This is a genomic window from Solirubrum puertoriconensis, from assembly GCF_001483135.1.
GTDB classification, from domain to species: Bacteria; Bacteroidota; Bacteroidia; order Cytophagales; family Hymenobacteraceae; genus Solirubrum; species Solirubrum puertoriconensis.
On record NZ_LNAL01000007.1, the window covers coordinates 714,000 to 727,170 of the forward strand.

The following is a 13,171-nucleotide window of genomic DNA, read 5'->3' on the forward strand; positions in this document are numbered from 1 at the left end:
CCCCTTACGTCGTTACTCTCCACCATATGAAGCTATTCCGCTACGCCGTCCTAGGGCTGCTGTGCGCCCTGAGCAGCTGGCAGCCCATTGCCAAGGCAGCGCCGCCTCCCGCCCGTACCCTAGGTACCACGCAGGCCGCTTATATGGCAGCCTTTGAGCAACATTTGGTAAGAACCTATGCTGGAGCAAAATTGGCGCAAACCGGCCTTAATGTGCAGGTGCTTCGCAACGCCATGATAGGGTACTACAACCTGAAGAGCCGCGGTTTGGCCAAGAACTCGGTACTTACGGTTATTGATTTCAGCCGCTCGAGCCGCCAAAATCGGTTGTGGGTAATCGATTTGGCACGGACGCGTTTGCTGTACCACACTCTGGTTGCGCACGGCAAAAATACCGGCGCCGATTTGGCTCGCACATTTTCCAATCGACCGGGGTCCGAGATGAGCAGCCTCGGGTTTTACCTCACAGGCCAAACCTACTATGGCAAGCACGGCTTATCCTTGAAGTTGCATGGTCTCGATCCGAAGTACAACTCCAACGCTGCTAGCCGGGCCGTGGTGGTGCACGGCGCCGACTACGTGCAGCCCGATTTCATTCGGCAGCATGGCCGCCTAGGTCGGAGCCAGGGGTGCCCCGCTTTGCCACCTCAGCAGAGCGCCAGCATCATCAAAACCATCAAAAACGGTTCGGTGATGTATGTACAGGGGCCTTCCTCGGTGCCGTACGCCTCCAACTGGCTTAACCTGAATGCTGCTCTGCCGGCTTTTGCCCGCACGCAGGGCATTTCGCCCATGCTTGGGCAAGCCGGCCAGTAACAGAACGACTACACATGAAAAGCGCCCTACTTCCGAGCGGAGGTAGGGCGCTTTGCGTTAGCAAACGTGCAAGTAAGCTTAGGCAGGTCGGTCGCCGGTAGCACGTACCAGGCTGATGCCGGCAAAGAAGAAGATGAGGCCTACACCTAGGGGTACAAGCGAGTTGATCTTGCTGAGGGCAACCATGCCGAGCAGGCCCAGCGCACCGTAAATGATGGCAGCAATGCCGAGCAGCGTCAGCAGTGAGCCAAAGGTTCGTTTCTGATTCATGATTCGGAGGAGTTGTGGTCGATGGCGCGGGCGCTAGGCCAGCGCGTTTTAGCCTGATACGCATGCTCTACCATTTTGGCTGCATTGCGGCTGCATAACCCTGTTGGGCTGCCTTCGTTAGAATGTGCGGCGTATTAATTCGCCGTTGTTACACCCCCACGCAACCACACCATGAGAGGCGGACTCCGATACATCATTGCCCTGCTGGTAGCAGGATTTTCGCTCGTTACTTATTACTGCAAGCGGCAAACCAACCCCGTAACGGGCGAAGTGCAGCACGTAAACATGACCACCGAGCAGGAAATAGCTTTGGGCTTACAGGCAGCGCCGCAAATGGCGCAACAATACGGGGGCTTGCACCCCGATCAGCAAGCCCAAGCCTCCATCGACCGCATCGGTGCCGAGCTGGTGCAGGCTTCAGGAGCGGCCCAATCGCCCTATAAATTCAACTTTCACCTGCTTGCCGACGAAAACACCGTCAATGCTTTTGCCCTGCCAGGGGGGCAGATTTTCCTGACGGCAGGCTTATTGCGCAGGCTGGGCACCGAAGGGCAGGTTGCCGGCGTACTGGCCCACGAAGTAGGCCACGTAATTGGCCGCCACTCGGCCGAGCAGCTGGCTAAAACCCAGTTGACCCAAGGATTGGCCGGCGCGGCCGGTATTGCCGCCTACGACCCCGAGCGGCCGGGTAGCTCGGTGGCCAATGCGGCCGTGGCCGCGGCTATTGCCAAGGTGGTATCGTTGCGTTTCGGCCGCGAAGACGAGCTGGAATCGGACCGGTTGGCGGTGAAATACACTGCCGAGGCCGGTTACGACCCCCGCGCCATGATACAGGTAATGCAAATTCTGGAGCAGGCCGGGGGCGGTGGCCGCGGACCCGAGTTCCTGAGCACGCACCCCAACCCCGGCAACCGCGTTGGGGTACTGGAGCGCGAAATTGCCGAGCAATTCCCGAGTGGCATACCAGGCGGCCTGAAGCGCTAGGTAGGAGCTACTACCGAAAGAAACCAGGCCGGAGCGTGTGCTTCGGCCTTTTTTTGGGTAAACTCGTTTCACGCTTACTGCCGCCACCATTCTCCTTCTCATGACTCCAACAGCACCCACATTGCAGCGGCTTTTGTTTGTAATGAACCCCATTTCGGGCGACATCGACAAAGCTGAGCTATCCGATTTGATTAAAGAAATATGCACCAGCCGAGGCACCGCCGCCGAGCTGTACAACACTACCGGTGAGAACGACCTGGAGCAGTTACGCGACAAGGTTGGCAGCAATGCCTACGACGCGGTTTTTGCCGCCGGCGGCGACGGCACCGTGAATTTGGTAGCCCAGGCCTTGGTTAGCAGCGGCGTTCCGCTAGGCATTTTGCCGTTGGGCTCGGGCAATGGCCTTTCCAAAGACCTAGGCATTCCGCAAGACGCCGAGCAGGCCCTGCACTTGGTATGGGAGCACCAAGTGAAGCCTCTTGATACGCTGGAGGTAGGTGGCCATTTCAGTACCCACCTCGCCGACCTAGGGTTTAACGCCCTAATCGTGGAGCGGTTTTCGTCTGGTGATACCCGCGGGCCGGGCGCGTACGTGCGGGTGGCTTTGCAGGAATATATGGGCTACGAACCCGTGCACTACCGCATCGTAACCGACCAGGAGACGTGGGAAGGCGAAGCTTTTATGCTTACCATTGCCAATGCGCGCACCTTCGGCAGCAATGTGGTTATCAACCCCGATAGCCGCATGGACGACGGACGTTTTGAACTGTGCGTAATCGAGCCTTTTCCGGCTACGGCTGCTCCGGGCATTTTGTACCGCCTCTACACCAACGATTTCGACGACTCGGAGTATACGCGCCGGTTGCGTTGCCGGCACGCGAGCATAGAAGTACCCGGGCAACAACAGGCATTGGTGCAAATTGATGGGGAGCCTATGCACTTGCCCCTGCCCATCCACATCGCGATTAAGCCGCAGAGCCTGCAGGTGTTGGCGCCTCCGTCTGCTGCTGAGTGAAGCCCGTAGCAAATGCCCAGCGGAACACCGCCGGGGCCGGGGTACCTTGTGCATCGGTGGGTTCCCAGGTGTCGAGCCAAAGCTGGCCGTCGGCGTAGTAATCGAGCGAGAAGAAGCCTTTGTGCTCGTGCACGAAGGTGGCTTTGCCACCCGCCTCAACATACGCCGTTTTGCTGCCCGAACCGCTAACGAGGTAGTGCACGTCGCGCCGGTTGAAGTACTGGAGGTTGTGGTCGTGACCGGCGGCGTAAACCACCCCCGGAAACTGCCGCAACACCTGCAGCAACCGGCGGCGCATGCGCCGGTAGCGCGGATGCGACATATCCTCGGCAGCCCCTAGCACGCGGCGGTAAGCCGGGAACAGGGAGCCCACCACAGGCAAGGGCACGTAGGCCTTTTTGTGGGCCGCCGTAAGCGGAAACACGTGCTGTTTTACCGTGAACTTGCCCCCGTGCATAGCATTGGAGTACAGGGGGTGGTGGCCAGCTACTACCACGCGCCAGCCCCGGTACTGCTCGAGCAAGCTGCGGAGCTGCACAAAAGGTTGGCGCGAATCGGAAGCGGTGCAGCCTTGGCCTTTACCCAGGGGCCTAGGTCCGTTTTGCACCCACCACTGGGTATTCAGCACAATTAGCACCAGGCCATCGGCGAGGGGTAGCGCCACGGGCCCGGGGCAGCCATTGGGCGGTAAATAGTGGGCGGTGGGCAGGTGTTGCAGCACGTATTTCTCCTGCTCCAACAAGTAAGCGTAGCCATCGGCTCGGCCCTTGTTCCAGTCGTGGTTGCCGCTGAGGAATACTACTTGGCCCGGAAACTCGCGCAGCAAATCGAGTTGCACATTCATGCGAAGCTCGGCAGCGGCGCGGCGCGGATTGCCCATGGGCGGGATACCCGTGGGGTACACATTGTCGCCGAGGATAACCACCGTGCCGTTGGGGCCGGCTTCTTGCAGCCACCGGCGCAGCAGGTTCAGCACAGGATCGGGGCCATCGGTAGCCACTGCGCCTAGGTCGCCAACCAGGCAAATGCGGTGCACAGGCGCTGCGGGCGGCGGAGGCACGGCCGACCAATTGCGGGCTTTGGGCGCAATGTAGGGCTGGCGCCGGTGCTGGCGCTCCTGCCAATAGCGGTAGAGCAGCCAAATACCTAGGGCGGCAATGGCCAGTAACGGCAAAAGGTATGGTGAAAACGGAAGTGGCAACATGCGGGGCATAAACGCGTCGGTATACGGCAAATGCGGCCTCGCGGGGGCATGGCAGTCCAATAAGCAGCTTAGCAGCTAGAAGCTAGGTTACCTAGGGCCGAACATGGTGGCCTAAGTGGTGCTCAAAAGTTGGGCGGCGTTAGATGTTTGAAATGCCCGTTTTGCCGCACGCGCTCCTTCAGCTTTTCCGACTGCTGCAGCACCGGCAATACACGCTCCAGATGCTCCAGCACGGTTTCTTGCCGTTCGGTTTCGCTTAATGAGCTAAGCAGTTGGTATTCCTGCTCGGTATTCAGCCCTAGGTGGTGCGCAATATCAAAAGTACTGTAGGCAGGGTCGAGGTCGATGAACAGCTTCTGCAGCCCCAAAATGTTGTACAGCTGCTCTATGAGGGCCGTGATGCGCTGCCGCAACACCGGGTCGGCCGTTGGCTCGTCGTGCAGTTCCTCTACGTAGGCTGCTGCATAAAGCTTGCCCGGAGCTTGCTTGAGCACCTCCTGAATGCGAAAACGCCTGAAGCCCAAAGTGCGAACATCCGACTCGCCCGAAGGATAAGTGCGCTCGAGCTTTACGAGCCGCATTTCGGTACCGATAATCTGCAGATTATCGTCGAGGTAAGGCGGAATGCCGAAGGTGATGTTGCTGGCCACGCAATCGGCTATTAGTTGCCGGTAGCGCGGCTCAAAAATGTGCAGGTTCAGCTTTTCGCCGGGGTACACCACCAGGTTGAGCGGGAAGATCGGCAACAATCGAAGTGACATAGCAGTAGCGGCAAACCCTGGGCATAAGGTACAATGCCAAGGCTTAGGTTGGATGGGTTGGGTGTTAATTTCGCCGCCGTATGGCCGGCGTACGTCGTGCCGATTTTTAACCAACAGGCCTATGGCAGAGTTTGCTGAGCAGCTACGGCTAGCACGGCGAGTGGCATTGCAGGTGCTAGCATCCGTGTTTTTAATGTCGGTGTTGTGGGTACTGCTGTACCGTTGGGTTTCGCCCCCGGCCACCTGGCTGATGCTGGAGCGACGCAGCCACCGGCCCGAAGCCAACTATGGCGGCTTGCTGCCCGAAGATGCCTCGCGCAAGATTCACTACGATTTTGTGTCGCTCGACGAAGTGTCGCCCCAACTGCCGCTGGCTTTGGTGGCAGCCGAAGACCAACGCTTTTTGATGCACCACGGCTTCGACGCCGATGCCATCATCAAAGCCGCGAAGCACAATTTTGGCGAAAAAGGTGGGGGCATTAGGGGTGGCAGCACCATTTCGCAGCAAGTAGCCAAAAACGTGTTTTTGTGGCAGGGGCGTAGCTACGTGCGCAAGGCCGCCGAGGCGTATTTTACGGTGCTGATCGAGCTGCTCTGGAGCAAACGGCGCATCCTGGAAGTGTACCTGAATGTGGCCGAAATGGGCGACTGCGTGTTCGGAGCCGAAGCTGCGGCTCAAAAGCACTTCGGGCGTTCGGCCAAAAAACTCACGCCCTCGCAGGCGGCAATGCTGGCGGCTGTGTTGCCCAACCCGCTTAAGTTTAGGGCTGGCAACCCGGGGCCGCAGGCCCGCGCCAAGCAGCGCCGCGTGCTGCGCAACATGCACCGGCTGGGCGGTACCCGCTTTATTGCCAACGTTCTGGAACATTAAGTAGCCATGCCTACCCTCAAGAAACTAGCCCTAAGTGTGCTGTGCGGTGTGTGGCTGCAGGCCTGTACGGCCGCCAAGCCCGGCACCGCCCAAACTTTTGCCCGCGACGAGCAGCAAATTCGGGCCGTGCTAAGCACCCAAACCGCTGCCTGGAACCGCGGCGATGTAGCCGCTTTTATGCAAGGCTACTGGCAGAGCGATTCGCTGTTGTTTATCGGCAAAAACGGGCCCACCCGCGGTTGGCAACGCACCCTCGAGAATTACCGCCGCAGCTACCCCGATGCAGCCGCCATGGGTCAACTCTCGTTTTCGCAGCTACGGGTGCATCCCATTGGCGCCGATGCTGCCCACGTGGTAGGGCACTGGCAGCTGGCCCGACCCACCGCAGGCGACGTGGGCGGCTGGTTTACGTTGCTCTTCCGCAAGATCGAGGGCAAGTGGGTGATTGTGGCCGACCACTCGAGCTGATGCCGTGGTTATCTGCTGCGAGTGATTAGTTGCCAGTAAAACAGCAAAGCGCCCGTTGCCGATTGGCAACGGGCGCTTTGCTTTGATACGGGTAGAAGTACAAGGTGTGCGCCTAAGTAGCTGACAACTCACTTTACTTCGCCGGGGTCTTCGGGCGTGGCTTCGTCCTTTTCTTTTTCGGCCTGTACGGCTTGCACGCTTTCGCTGAACACCAGGCCCGAAGCGGCCGCGTGTTCGGCAGCGTTTACGGTGTCCTTCACCAGCAACATTTCTACCTGTTCGCCGCGCAGCTCCTTCGATACGCGCTCCACCATTGCGGAGCGCTCGGGCAGGTTTACATCGCGGATGTAAATGGCCAAAATACGACCGGGATGGCGGCGCACCACCTCGCGGTAAATGTTGGCATCCTCCTGGCCCGAGTCGCCGATGAGCACGAACGGCAGCTGCGGGTAAGTGAGCAGCAGGTTGTCGAGTTCCTTGAGCTTGTGGCCGTGGTGCTCCGAGGCGTCGCCTTGTTGTTTGCGCTTCAGGGCCATATCGCGCAGCAGCAGCGGGCCGGGCGGAATGTTGTTTAGCGCCAGGAAATCTTCGAGCAGATCGTAGAGGTTCCAGGGCGAGGAGCTGACGTAGAAGAAGGGGTTGTTGCGCTTGCCGTTGCGGCCCAGCTGCAACTGCCGGTAAAACTCGGCTACGCCTTTGAATGGCATGCGCGAGCGAGCATTGCGCAGCAGCACGGTGCGGGCCATGCGCATGATGTCGGTGGCGGAGGTTTGGATAACGGTATCGTCGAGGTCGGAAATGATGCCGTACTCGGCATCGGCGGGGGGTACCAGCACCGGTGCCGTGCTGATGCGCATTTCGGGCAGGGGAGCAGCTACTTGCAGCAGTTCTACCTCAACGGGATGCCACAGGTAATCAACCGGGGCATTGAGCCGCTGGGGCTCGATGTTCAGGGTAAAGTAACCTTCCTCGTCGGTAACTACGGTGTGCTCCGAGCCGTCGCCGGGCCTGATGCAAAGGTGCGCACCGGGGATTTCCTGCGAGTCGAACCGGCGGTACATGTTGAGCAGGTTGTGCAGGTACGAGTCGGAAGGGTCGGGCTCGGTGATGCCTTTGTTGGTAAGCACGCGGCCCTTTACATACAGTCGGTTGGGGGTACCGTAGCTGCGGTACGGCAGCACTTGTACGGGGTGCAGCAAACCTAAACGGGTGCGGGCACGCCGCAGCAAATCGTCGGCGTTTTCGGCAAGGTTGCTGAGGTGGTTGAGTAGCGACATGGGTGTGTAGGAATGGCGGTAAGCTACACAACGGAGCAAAGCCCCTTGCCGTTGAGGAATTTCCTAGGTCGTTACCATCCGATTAAGGTTTTTAACTCATGCTCAGAGTTATTTTTATTGCCGCAACGTTGTTGCTGGCCGCGTGTGCAGGGCGCATCGGCGGCCCAGGGCTAGGGGCTGACGCGGTTGAAATACAAGTGCAGGCCCAAGCCGCTTCGGCCTACAACATTGCGTGGCTGCGGGCCACCATCAGCAACCGCGGCACTCGCCCAATACGCCTTTTGCAACTGCCCGATACCATCGAAACGGCCTGTGCACCTTCGGCCAACCTGACCGTGCGAGGCCTCACGCCCAAAGCCGACACAGCCGCCGTTTGCAGGCGGTGCCCCGCACCTGGCTCGGCTACGCGCTATGTAGTGCTGCGCCCCGGCCAGCAGCTTACCACCAATTTTCAAATCGACTTCAACCGCGTGCTGCCGCGTGCGGTAGCCGATACGCTGGGCCAGTGCCTGCGCTACAACAACCGCACCCTAGGTGAGTACCGCTTTTGGGTGCAGTATCAGCCAGTAGGCAACATCCACCCCGCCACGAATAGCAATATCGTGAGCGTATACCGCAAACAATAAGGCCAGCCACTTACCGTGGCTGGCCTTTGGTAATGGCTGCGTAGGCCGAAGCTTACAGCAGGTTTTTCAGCTCCTGGAAGTTGCTATTGTTGACGTTGCGGTTGGTACAGTTCAGCTCGGTGGCTTTGGTGTTAATGGCCTGAACGCGCGAACCCGGATCGGGGTGGGTGCTCAGGAACTCGGGGCCGCTTGCTTGGCCTTCGGCTTGCGCCTTCTCGAAGAAGCCAGCCGTACCGTTGCAAGCGTAGTGGCCGGTTCCATTAAGGTACACAACCGAGTACTCGTCGGCCTCGCGCTCAAAGTCGCGGCTAAACTTCAACTGACCTAGGCCAGCCGCAATTTGCGCCAGCTGGTTGGGGTTTTCGCCCAGTACCACGCTCAGCAACAGACTAATACCATACTGATTCTGGAGCTGGCGCGAGGTGTGGCGGCGGTCGGCGTGGGCAATTTCGTGGCCGATTACGCCCGCCAGCTGGCTTTCGTTATCGAGGTACTTAATCAGGCCCGTGAACACGTAGATGTGGCCACCGGGCGTAGCAAACGCGTTTTGCGTCTGATCATCCTTGATGATCTTCACATCCCACGGAAACTCGTTGCGGTACTGCAACTGGCCCGAGTTCAGCACGCGGTTTACTACACCATCGAGCAATTGATAGGCCCGGGCATTGCGCGCATCAGTACGCTCGAGCAATTGACCTTTGGAGCGGTACGTGGAGTCGGTTTGGTGAGCAACCTGCTCGCCAAGGGCTTTATCGTCTTCGACGCTGAACAGCACCGGGTTGCCGTTTTCATCGGTGCAAGAAGAAGTGGCGCCTAGGGTAAAAGCCAGGGCACCCAGCAGGTATAGGCGAGAGAAAGAGCGTCGGAACATAGCGGTGAGTAGAAAATGGTAAGTGGGTAAGAAGCCAGCGGCTGGCTGAGCTGAAAGAAAAAACGGTGCCAAAAATGCTGGCGGCTCCGATACGGCGCGCCAGCAGGGTGCGTTGCACTACTCCGCTGCGGAGGTACTTTTTTACGTAGTTTTCGGCGCAAACTTAAAGCGGCAAAATTGGTATGAGGGCACGTTCTGCAGCAGTGTTGGGCACTGTATTGGCGTTGTGGATGCTTACTCAGGCAGTTACGGCTCGGCCGCGCAGCACCGGTTTTTTAAACCGAACCCTGCAGAGCAACGGCATTACTTACCGCTACCAGGTGTATGTGCCGGCGGGCTTTTACGAGCGCAAAGGCAAGTGGCCGGTAGTGCTTTTTTTGCATGGGGCCGGAGAGCGTGGAACCGATGGCTTGCAGCAAACGCAGGTGGGCTTGCCTGCCAGCATCCGCAAGCATATGGAGCGCTGGCCCGCCGTGGTGGTGATGCCGCAGTGCCCCGCCGAGCAGTACTGGACAATGCCGGCCATGTATCAGATGGCCATGACAGCGCTGGAAAAAAGCACCCGCGAGTTCCGCGGCGATGCCCAGCGCATTTACCTCACCGGCCTCTCGATGGGCGGGTATGGCTCCTGGAAATTAGCAGCTACATACCCCGGTAAATTTGCCGCCGTGGTGCCCATTTGCGGCGGGGCCATATTGCCGGCTGTGCTCAAAGCCAACGATGCCCCCAACCCCACGCTTTACGGGCAATTTGCGCAAGCCATTGGCCGCAGCGCACCGGTTTGGACGTTTCATGGCGCCCAAGACTCCATTGTGCCCGTAACGGAAACCCGTCAGTTGGTGGCGGCCCTGCAGGCAGCGGGCGGCAACGTTCAGTACACTGAGTACCCCGAAGCCGGGCACGACTCTTGGACAGCCGCCTACGACGACCCTGCGTTGCCGCAATGGCTGTTTCAGCAACATTTACCTAGGACAGGCAAATAGCTGCCAACAGCCATTTGCACGTATGAACAAAGGCCCGCTCAGTAACGCGGGCCTTCGTTGCTTTTACCGCCCTCCCGATATGGCTGTTGCCAACACAACCCTCCGCACCAAAGTCAAGAAGAAGAAACTCATGCCCGTTGAAGCCGACGTGCACGAGCTTTATAAAGACCCCGCCATGCAAGCCGAACTGGCCGGTCTGCGCTACGTTACCGATACCAAACCCGGCATTACGCGCCAATCCGGCAAGGATGGTGCTTTTGCTTACCTCGATGCCAAGGGCCAACCCCTAGCGGATGAGAAAATTCTTGCGCGTATCAACGGCATGGTAATCCCACCGGCCTGGACTGACGTGTGGATTGCGCCCACCGCCAACGCCCACTTGCAAGTAACCGGCCGCGACACCAAAGGGCGAAAGCAGTACATCTACCACCGCCTTTGGGACCAAGCCCGCAGCCTTACCAAGTTTAGCCGCTTGCGCGCGTTTGGCGAGAAGCTGCCCGAGTTGCGCCAGCGCATCCGCAAAGACCTAGGCCGCCCCAACCTCGATAAGCAAAAGGTAGTAGCCGTGGTGCTGACGCTGATGGATCAGTCGTTCATTAGGGTAGGCAACCGCGAGTACGCCAAGAAAAACAAGAGCTACGGCCTTACGACCTTGCGCGACAAGCACGTGAAGGTAGACGGTGCCGACATCCGCTTCAGCTTTGTGGGCAAAAAGGGCGTAGCGCACGACGTGACCCTGCACGACCGGAAGCTGGCTCGTTTGGTGCAGAAGTGCAAGGAGATACCCGGCCAGCACCTGTTTCAGTATTTCGATGCCGATGGGCAGCGGCAGGAGCTGGAATCGGGCGATGTAAACGAGTACCTGCGCGAGGCTACCGGGCTGGCGCTATCGGCCAAGGATTTCCGGACTTGGGGCGGCACCGTAAAGATGGTAGAGTGCCTCGAGAGCGTACTGCACGAAGAGCCCGAACTGTCCAAAGACAAGGTGCTGAAAAAGGCCGTGAAAGACGTAGCCAAGAACCTCGGCAATACTCCCACGGTATGTTCAAAGTACTACATTCACCCGCAAGTAGTCGAGCTCTTCAGCTCCGATAAGCTGATCGACTACTTGCGCCGCCACGACGCCGACCCCACCGAAAACGACCTGCTTTCGCCCACCGAGCACTTGGTGCTGGATATGCTCTCTGAAGTTTAAAAGTTAGGGAGTTTTTGAGTGTAGAGGGCTGAAGGTCGGGAGTTACGCAGGGCGACATACCAACGCCTTATGTAAGTCCCGACCTTTAACTCAAAACCTCATTAACTCCTAAAGGCCCTAACGCTTAAACTGAATCTACCTTCCCGAGCCGTCGCGGTCGAAAGCATAGGAGCCCACGCCTCGCGTGGTTTTGATATTCAACTCAGGAGCGAGTTCAACTTCGTTGTTGCGCTTGGTGTCGAAGTAGCGGGTTTTGCGGCGCAGGCCCGCCACGCGCGATTCATCTTTCACCTTGTCTTCGTGCGGGCCGCCGTAGATATCGACTATGGGCGAGCGGCGTACTTTGCCGCGTACCTCAAACTCGTCTTCTTCGCCTAGTCCGTGTAGCACAAGGCGCTTGGTTTCGGTGGGCCGAAAACCACGTTGGTAAAGCAGCGTTTCGGATTTGTCTTTTTCGTCGGAAACGCTGAATACCGATACCACCGTAAGCGTGTCGCTCTGCCGATCAACCACGAAACGTTCCTTTTCGTCGGTGCCGGGTATGAGTACCTCGCGGGCTTGCAAACGGTAAAAGTCCAGTGCGGCCTGCGGCAAACTTCCCCGACGCGCTTTCAATGCATTTTCGAGGCGTGCGCCCTCAAGCTTATACACCTCGGGCGGCAGCCGGCGTGCCGCCTGGCTGATTACTTCATCGGAAAGGGCCTTCTGCAACGCTTCGGCAGTAGCTAGGTATTGGGCCCTCGGAAGCTCGTTTAGGGCGCGGGCATCAATAAAGCGGGCGTTGCGCGCGTAGCCTTCGATGGTCTCGTAACGGGGCTTGAAGGTGCGAAATTTGGCCACCGCCCACGGCCGGCTAATCAGCCAGGAAATGATTCCATCGGAAAACCGAAAGAATACCTGGTCGCGGTCGATAGGAACGGGGCGGTACACTGTGCGGCCTTCCGGCTGCTCGTAGGCTACCCAATCCCATTGGCCCTCGTGCCGGTCCCAGTCGCCGAGCCACAAATCGAGTAGGCGGGCGCGAAGAAACGCTTGCTGATCAAGCCGGTGTTTGGCGTCGGCGTACACTTCCGACAGCATGTCGTCGCTTTCCTCCAGATCGGTGGCCCCTTGGCCAAACATGCGCCCTAGGTCGTCCTTGCTCTCGAACTTCTGCTCCAGCAGCACCACCTTGCCCCGAAACCGCTCCGAAGCTTCGCCCAGCTGGTTTTCATCGGCGCGCACGTAAAAAGGGCGCGGGGTGGTGTGTAACACGCCAGCGGCTTGGGCCAGCGGAGGCACCACAAAAGCGCCGTAAGGGTTGCCGGCCGAGGTAGCATCGCGCACTACGTTGAGCACAAAGGTGTGGCGCAGCACTTTTGGTACAGCCTTATAAGGGTCTTTATCGAGGCTGCGGAGTGCGTATGCTCGGCCGGTGGGGCCGTTCAGCGTCATGCTGGTGGTTTGAAAGCCGCCGCCAATTTTGCCCGGCGTCAGCCCACCAGGCACTACGCGGTTGAGGTTGAGCACGGGCAGCGTAACCGGTTGGTACCATACCGGGCGGTAATGTTGGCCAAAAAGCGCCCGGTGCAGCGGGCCGCGGCGGTAGTGCCGACCGGCGGTTACGCGGGCGCTATCGGGCGAGGCAGTACGAACTTGCGCATTGGGTACGCGGGCGTCGGGCTGAAAAAAGCGCTGCCGGGCGCAACCGGCCGAGAGCAGGCCAAGTAGCAGCAGCGCTGAACCGGAGATACGGCTCGTCATGGGGCAAATAGGGCAGAGGTGTGGCAATGGTGCTGCTTCCTTCAACGCAACTGGGCAGTAAACGGCTGCATTTTTCATTTTTCCGGCA

Annotated in this window: 14 protein-coding genes; 8 read left to right on the forward strand and 6 right to left on the reverse strand. The window is 58.9% G+C overall.

All coding sequences use genetic code 11. From position 1 onward, the window contains the following. Window positions 1-26 precede the first annotated feature (26 nt). Window positions 27-815, forward strand: coding sequence for a murein L,D-transpeptidase catalytic domain family protein (locus ASU33_RS13555; protein ID WP_059071355.1), 789 nt, complete (start codon window positions 27-29; stop codon window positions 813-815). A 78-nt stretch (window positions 816-893) separates the two neighbouring features. On the opposite strand, the gene ASU33_RS13560 is transcribed toward ASU33_RS13555, so the two are convergent. Continuing rightward, window positions 894-1,085, reverse strand: a complete 192-nt coding sequence (locus ASU33_RS13560) for a hypothetical protein (protein ID WP_059071356.1) — start codon at window positions 1,083-1,085, stop codon at window positions 894-896. A 171-nt stretch (window positions 1,086-1,256) separates the two neighbouring features. Between ASU33_RS13560 and ASU33_RS13565 the strand changes: the two genes are divergently transcribed. Further along, the gene (locus tag ASU33_RS13565; RefSeq protein ID WP_059071357.1) at window positions 1,257-2,069 is read left to right on the forward strand and encodes a M48 family metalloprotease; all 813 of its coding nucleotides are present in this window, start codon (window positions 1,257-1,259) and stop codon (window positions 2,067-2,069) included. 100 nt (window positions 2,070-2,169) lie between these two features. Continuing rightward, the gene (locus ASU33_RS13570) at window positions 2,170-3,084 is read left to right on the forward strand and encodes a diacylglycerol/lipid kinase family protein (RefSeq protein WP_059071358.1); all 915 of its coding nucleotides are present in this window, start codon (window positions 2,170-2,172) and stop codon (window positions 3,082-3,084) included. Here ASU33_RS13570 and ASU33_RS13575 read toward each other — a convergent pair. Together ASU33_RS13575 and ASU33_RS13580 are read right to left on the reverse strand one after the other, a co-directional pair. After that, window positions 3,035-4,258 carry a metallophosphoesterase gene (locus ASU33_RS13575; RefSeq protein ID WP_286130548.1) on the reverse strand — a complete coding sequence of 408 codons (1,224 nt, stop codon included), beginning with the start codon at window positions 4,256-4,258 and terminating at the stop codon, window positions 3,035-3,037. The genes ASU33_RS13570 and ASU33_RS13575 overlap by 50 nt on opposite strands. Window positions 4,259-4,410: 152 nt before the next feature. Next, on the reverse strand, window positions 4,411-5,049 hold the full coding sequence (locus tag ASU33_RS13580) for an LON peptidase substrate-binding domain-containing protein (RefSeq protein WP_059071360.1): 639 nt from the start codon (window positions 5,047-5,049) through the stop codon (window positions 4,411-4,413). 121 nt (window positions 5,050-5,170) lie between these two features. Here ASU33_RS13580 and mtgA point away from each other — a divergent pair, with 121 nt between their 5' ends. After that, on the forward strand, window positions 5,171-5,920 hold the full coding sequence (gene mtgA, locus ASU33_RS13585) for a monofunctional biosynthetic peptidoglycan transglycosylase (protein ID WP_059071361.1): 750 nt from the start codon (window positions 5,171-5,173) through the stop codon (window positions 5,918-5,920). Window positions 5,921-5,926: 6 nt separating this feature from the next. Further along, window positions 5,927-6,388: a YybH family protein gene (locus tag ASU33_RS13590; protein ID WP_078063117.1), complete on the forward strand. Its 462-nt coding sequence runs from the start codon at window positions 5,927-5,929 to the stop codon at window positions 6,386-6,388. A 128-nt stretch (window positions 6,389-6,516) separates the two neighbouring features. Here the strand turns inward: ASU33_RS13590 and ASU33_RS13595 are convergent, their stop codons facing one another. After that, window positions 6,517-7,665 (reverse strand): App1 family protein phosphatidate phosphatase, encoded by a 1,149-nt coding sequence (locus ASU33_RS13595; protein WP_059071362.1) that lies wholly within the window; start codon window positions 7,663-7,665, stop codon window positions 6,517-6,519. Between the two features lie 98 nt (window positions 7,666-7,763). Between ASU33_RS13595 and ASU33_RS13600 the strand changes: the two genes are divergently transcribed. Then, entirely contained in the window at window positions 7,764-8,291 is a 528-nt protein-coding gene (locus ASU33_RS13600; RefSeq protein ID WP_059071363.1) for a hypothetical protein, read from the forward strand. 52 nt (window positions 8,292-8,343) lie between these two features. Here ASU33_RS13600 and ASU33_RS13605 read toward each other — a convergent pair whose 3' ends face one another. After that, the gene (locus tag ASU33_RS13605) at window positions 8,344-9,162 is read right to left on the reverse strand and encodes a M48 family metalloprotease (RefSeq protein WP_059071364.1); all 819 of its coding nucleotides are present in this window, start codon (window positions 9,160-9,162) and stop codon (window positions 8,344-8,346) included. 230 nt (window positions 9,163-9,392) lie between these two features. Between ASU33_RS13605 and ASU33_RS13610 the strand changes: the two genes are divergently transcribed. Then, a complete protein-coding gene (locus ASU33_RS13610) occupies window positions 9,393-10,145 on the forward strand; it encodes a carboxylesterase family protein (protein WP_059071365.1) in 753 nt (250 codons plus the stop codon). A gap of 79 nt (window positions 10,146-10,224) precedes the next feature. Next, a complete protein-coding gene (locus tag ASU33_RS13615) occupies window positions 10,225-11,340 on the forward strand; it encodes a DNA topoisomerase IB (RefSeq protein ID WP_286130551.1) in 1,116 nt (371 codons plus the stop codon). Between the two features lie 135 nt (window positions 11,341-11,475). Here the strand turns inward: ASU33_RS13615 and ASU33_RS13620 are convergent, their stop codons facing one another. Further along, a complete protein-coding gene (locus ASU33_RS13620; protein ID WP_059071366.1) occupies window positions 11,476-13,083 on the reverse strand; it encodes a hypothetical protein in 1,608 nt (535 codons plus the stop codon). Window positions 13,084-13,171 lie beyond the last annotated feature (88 nt).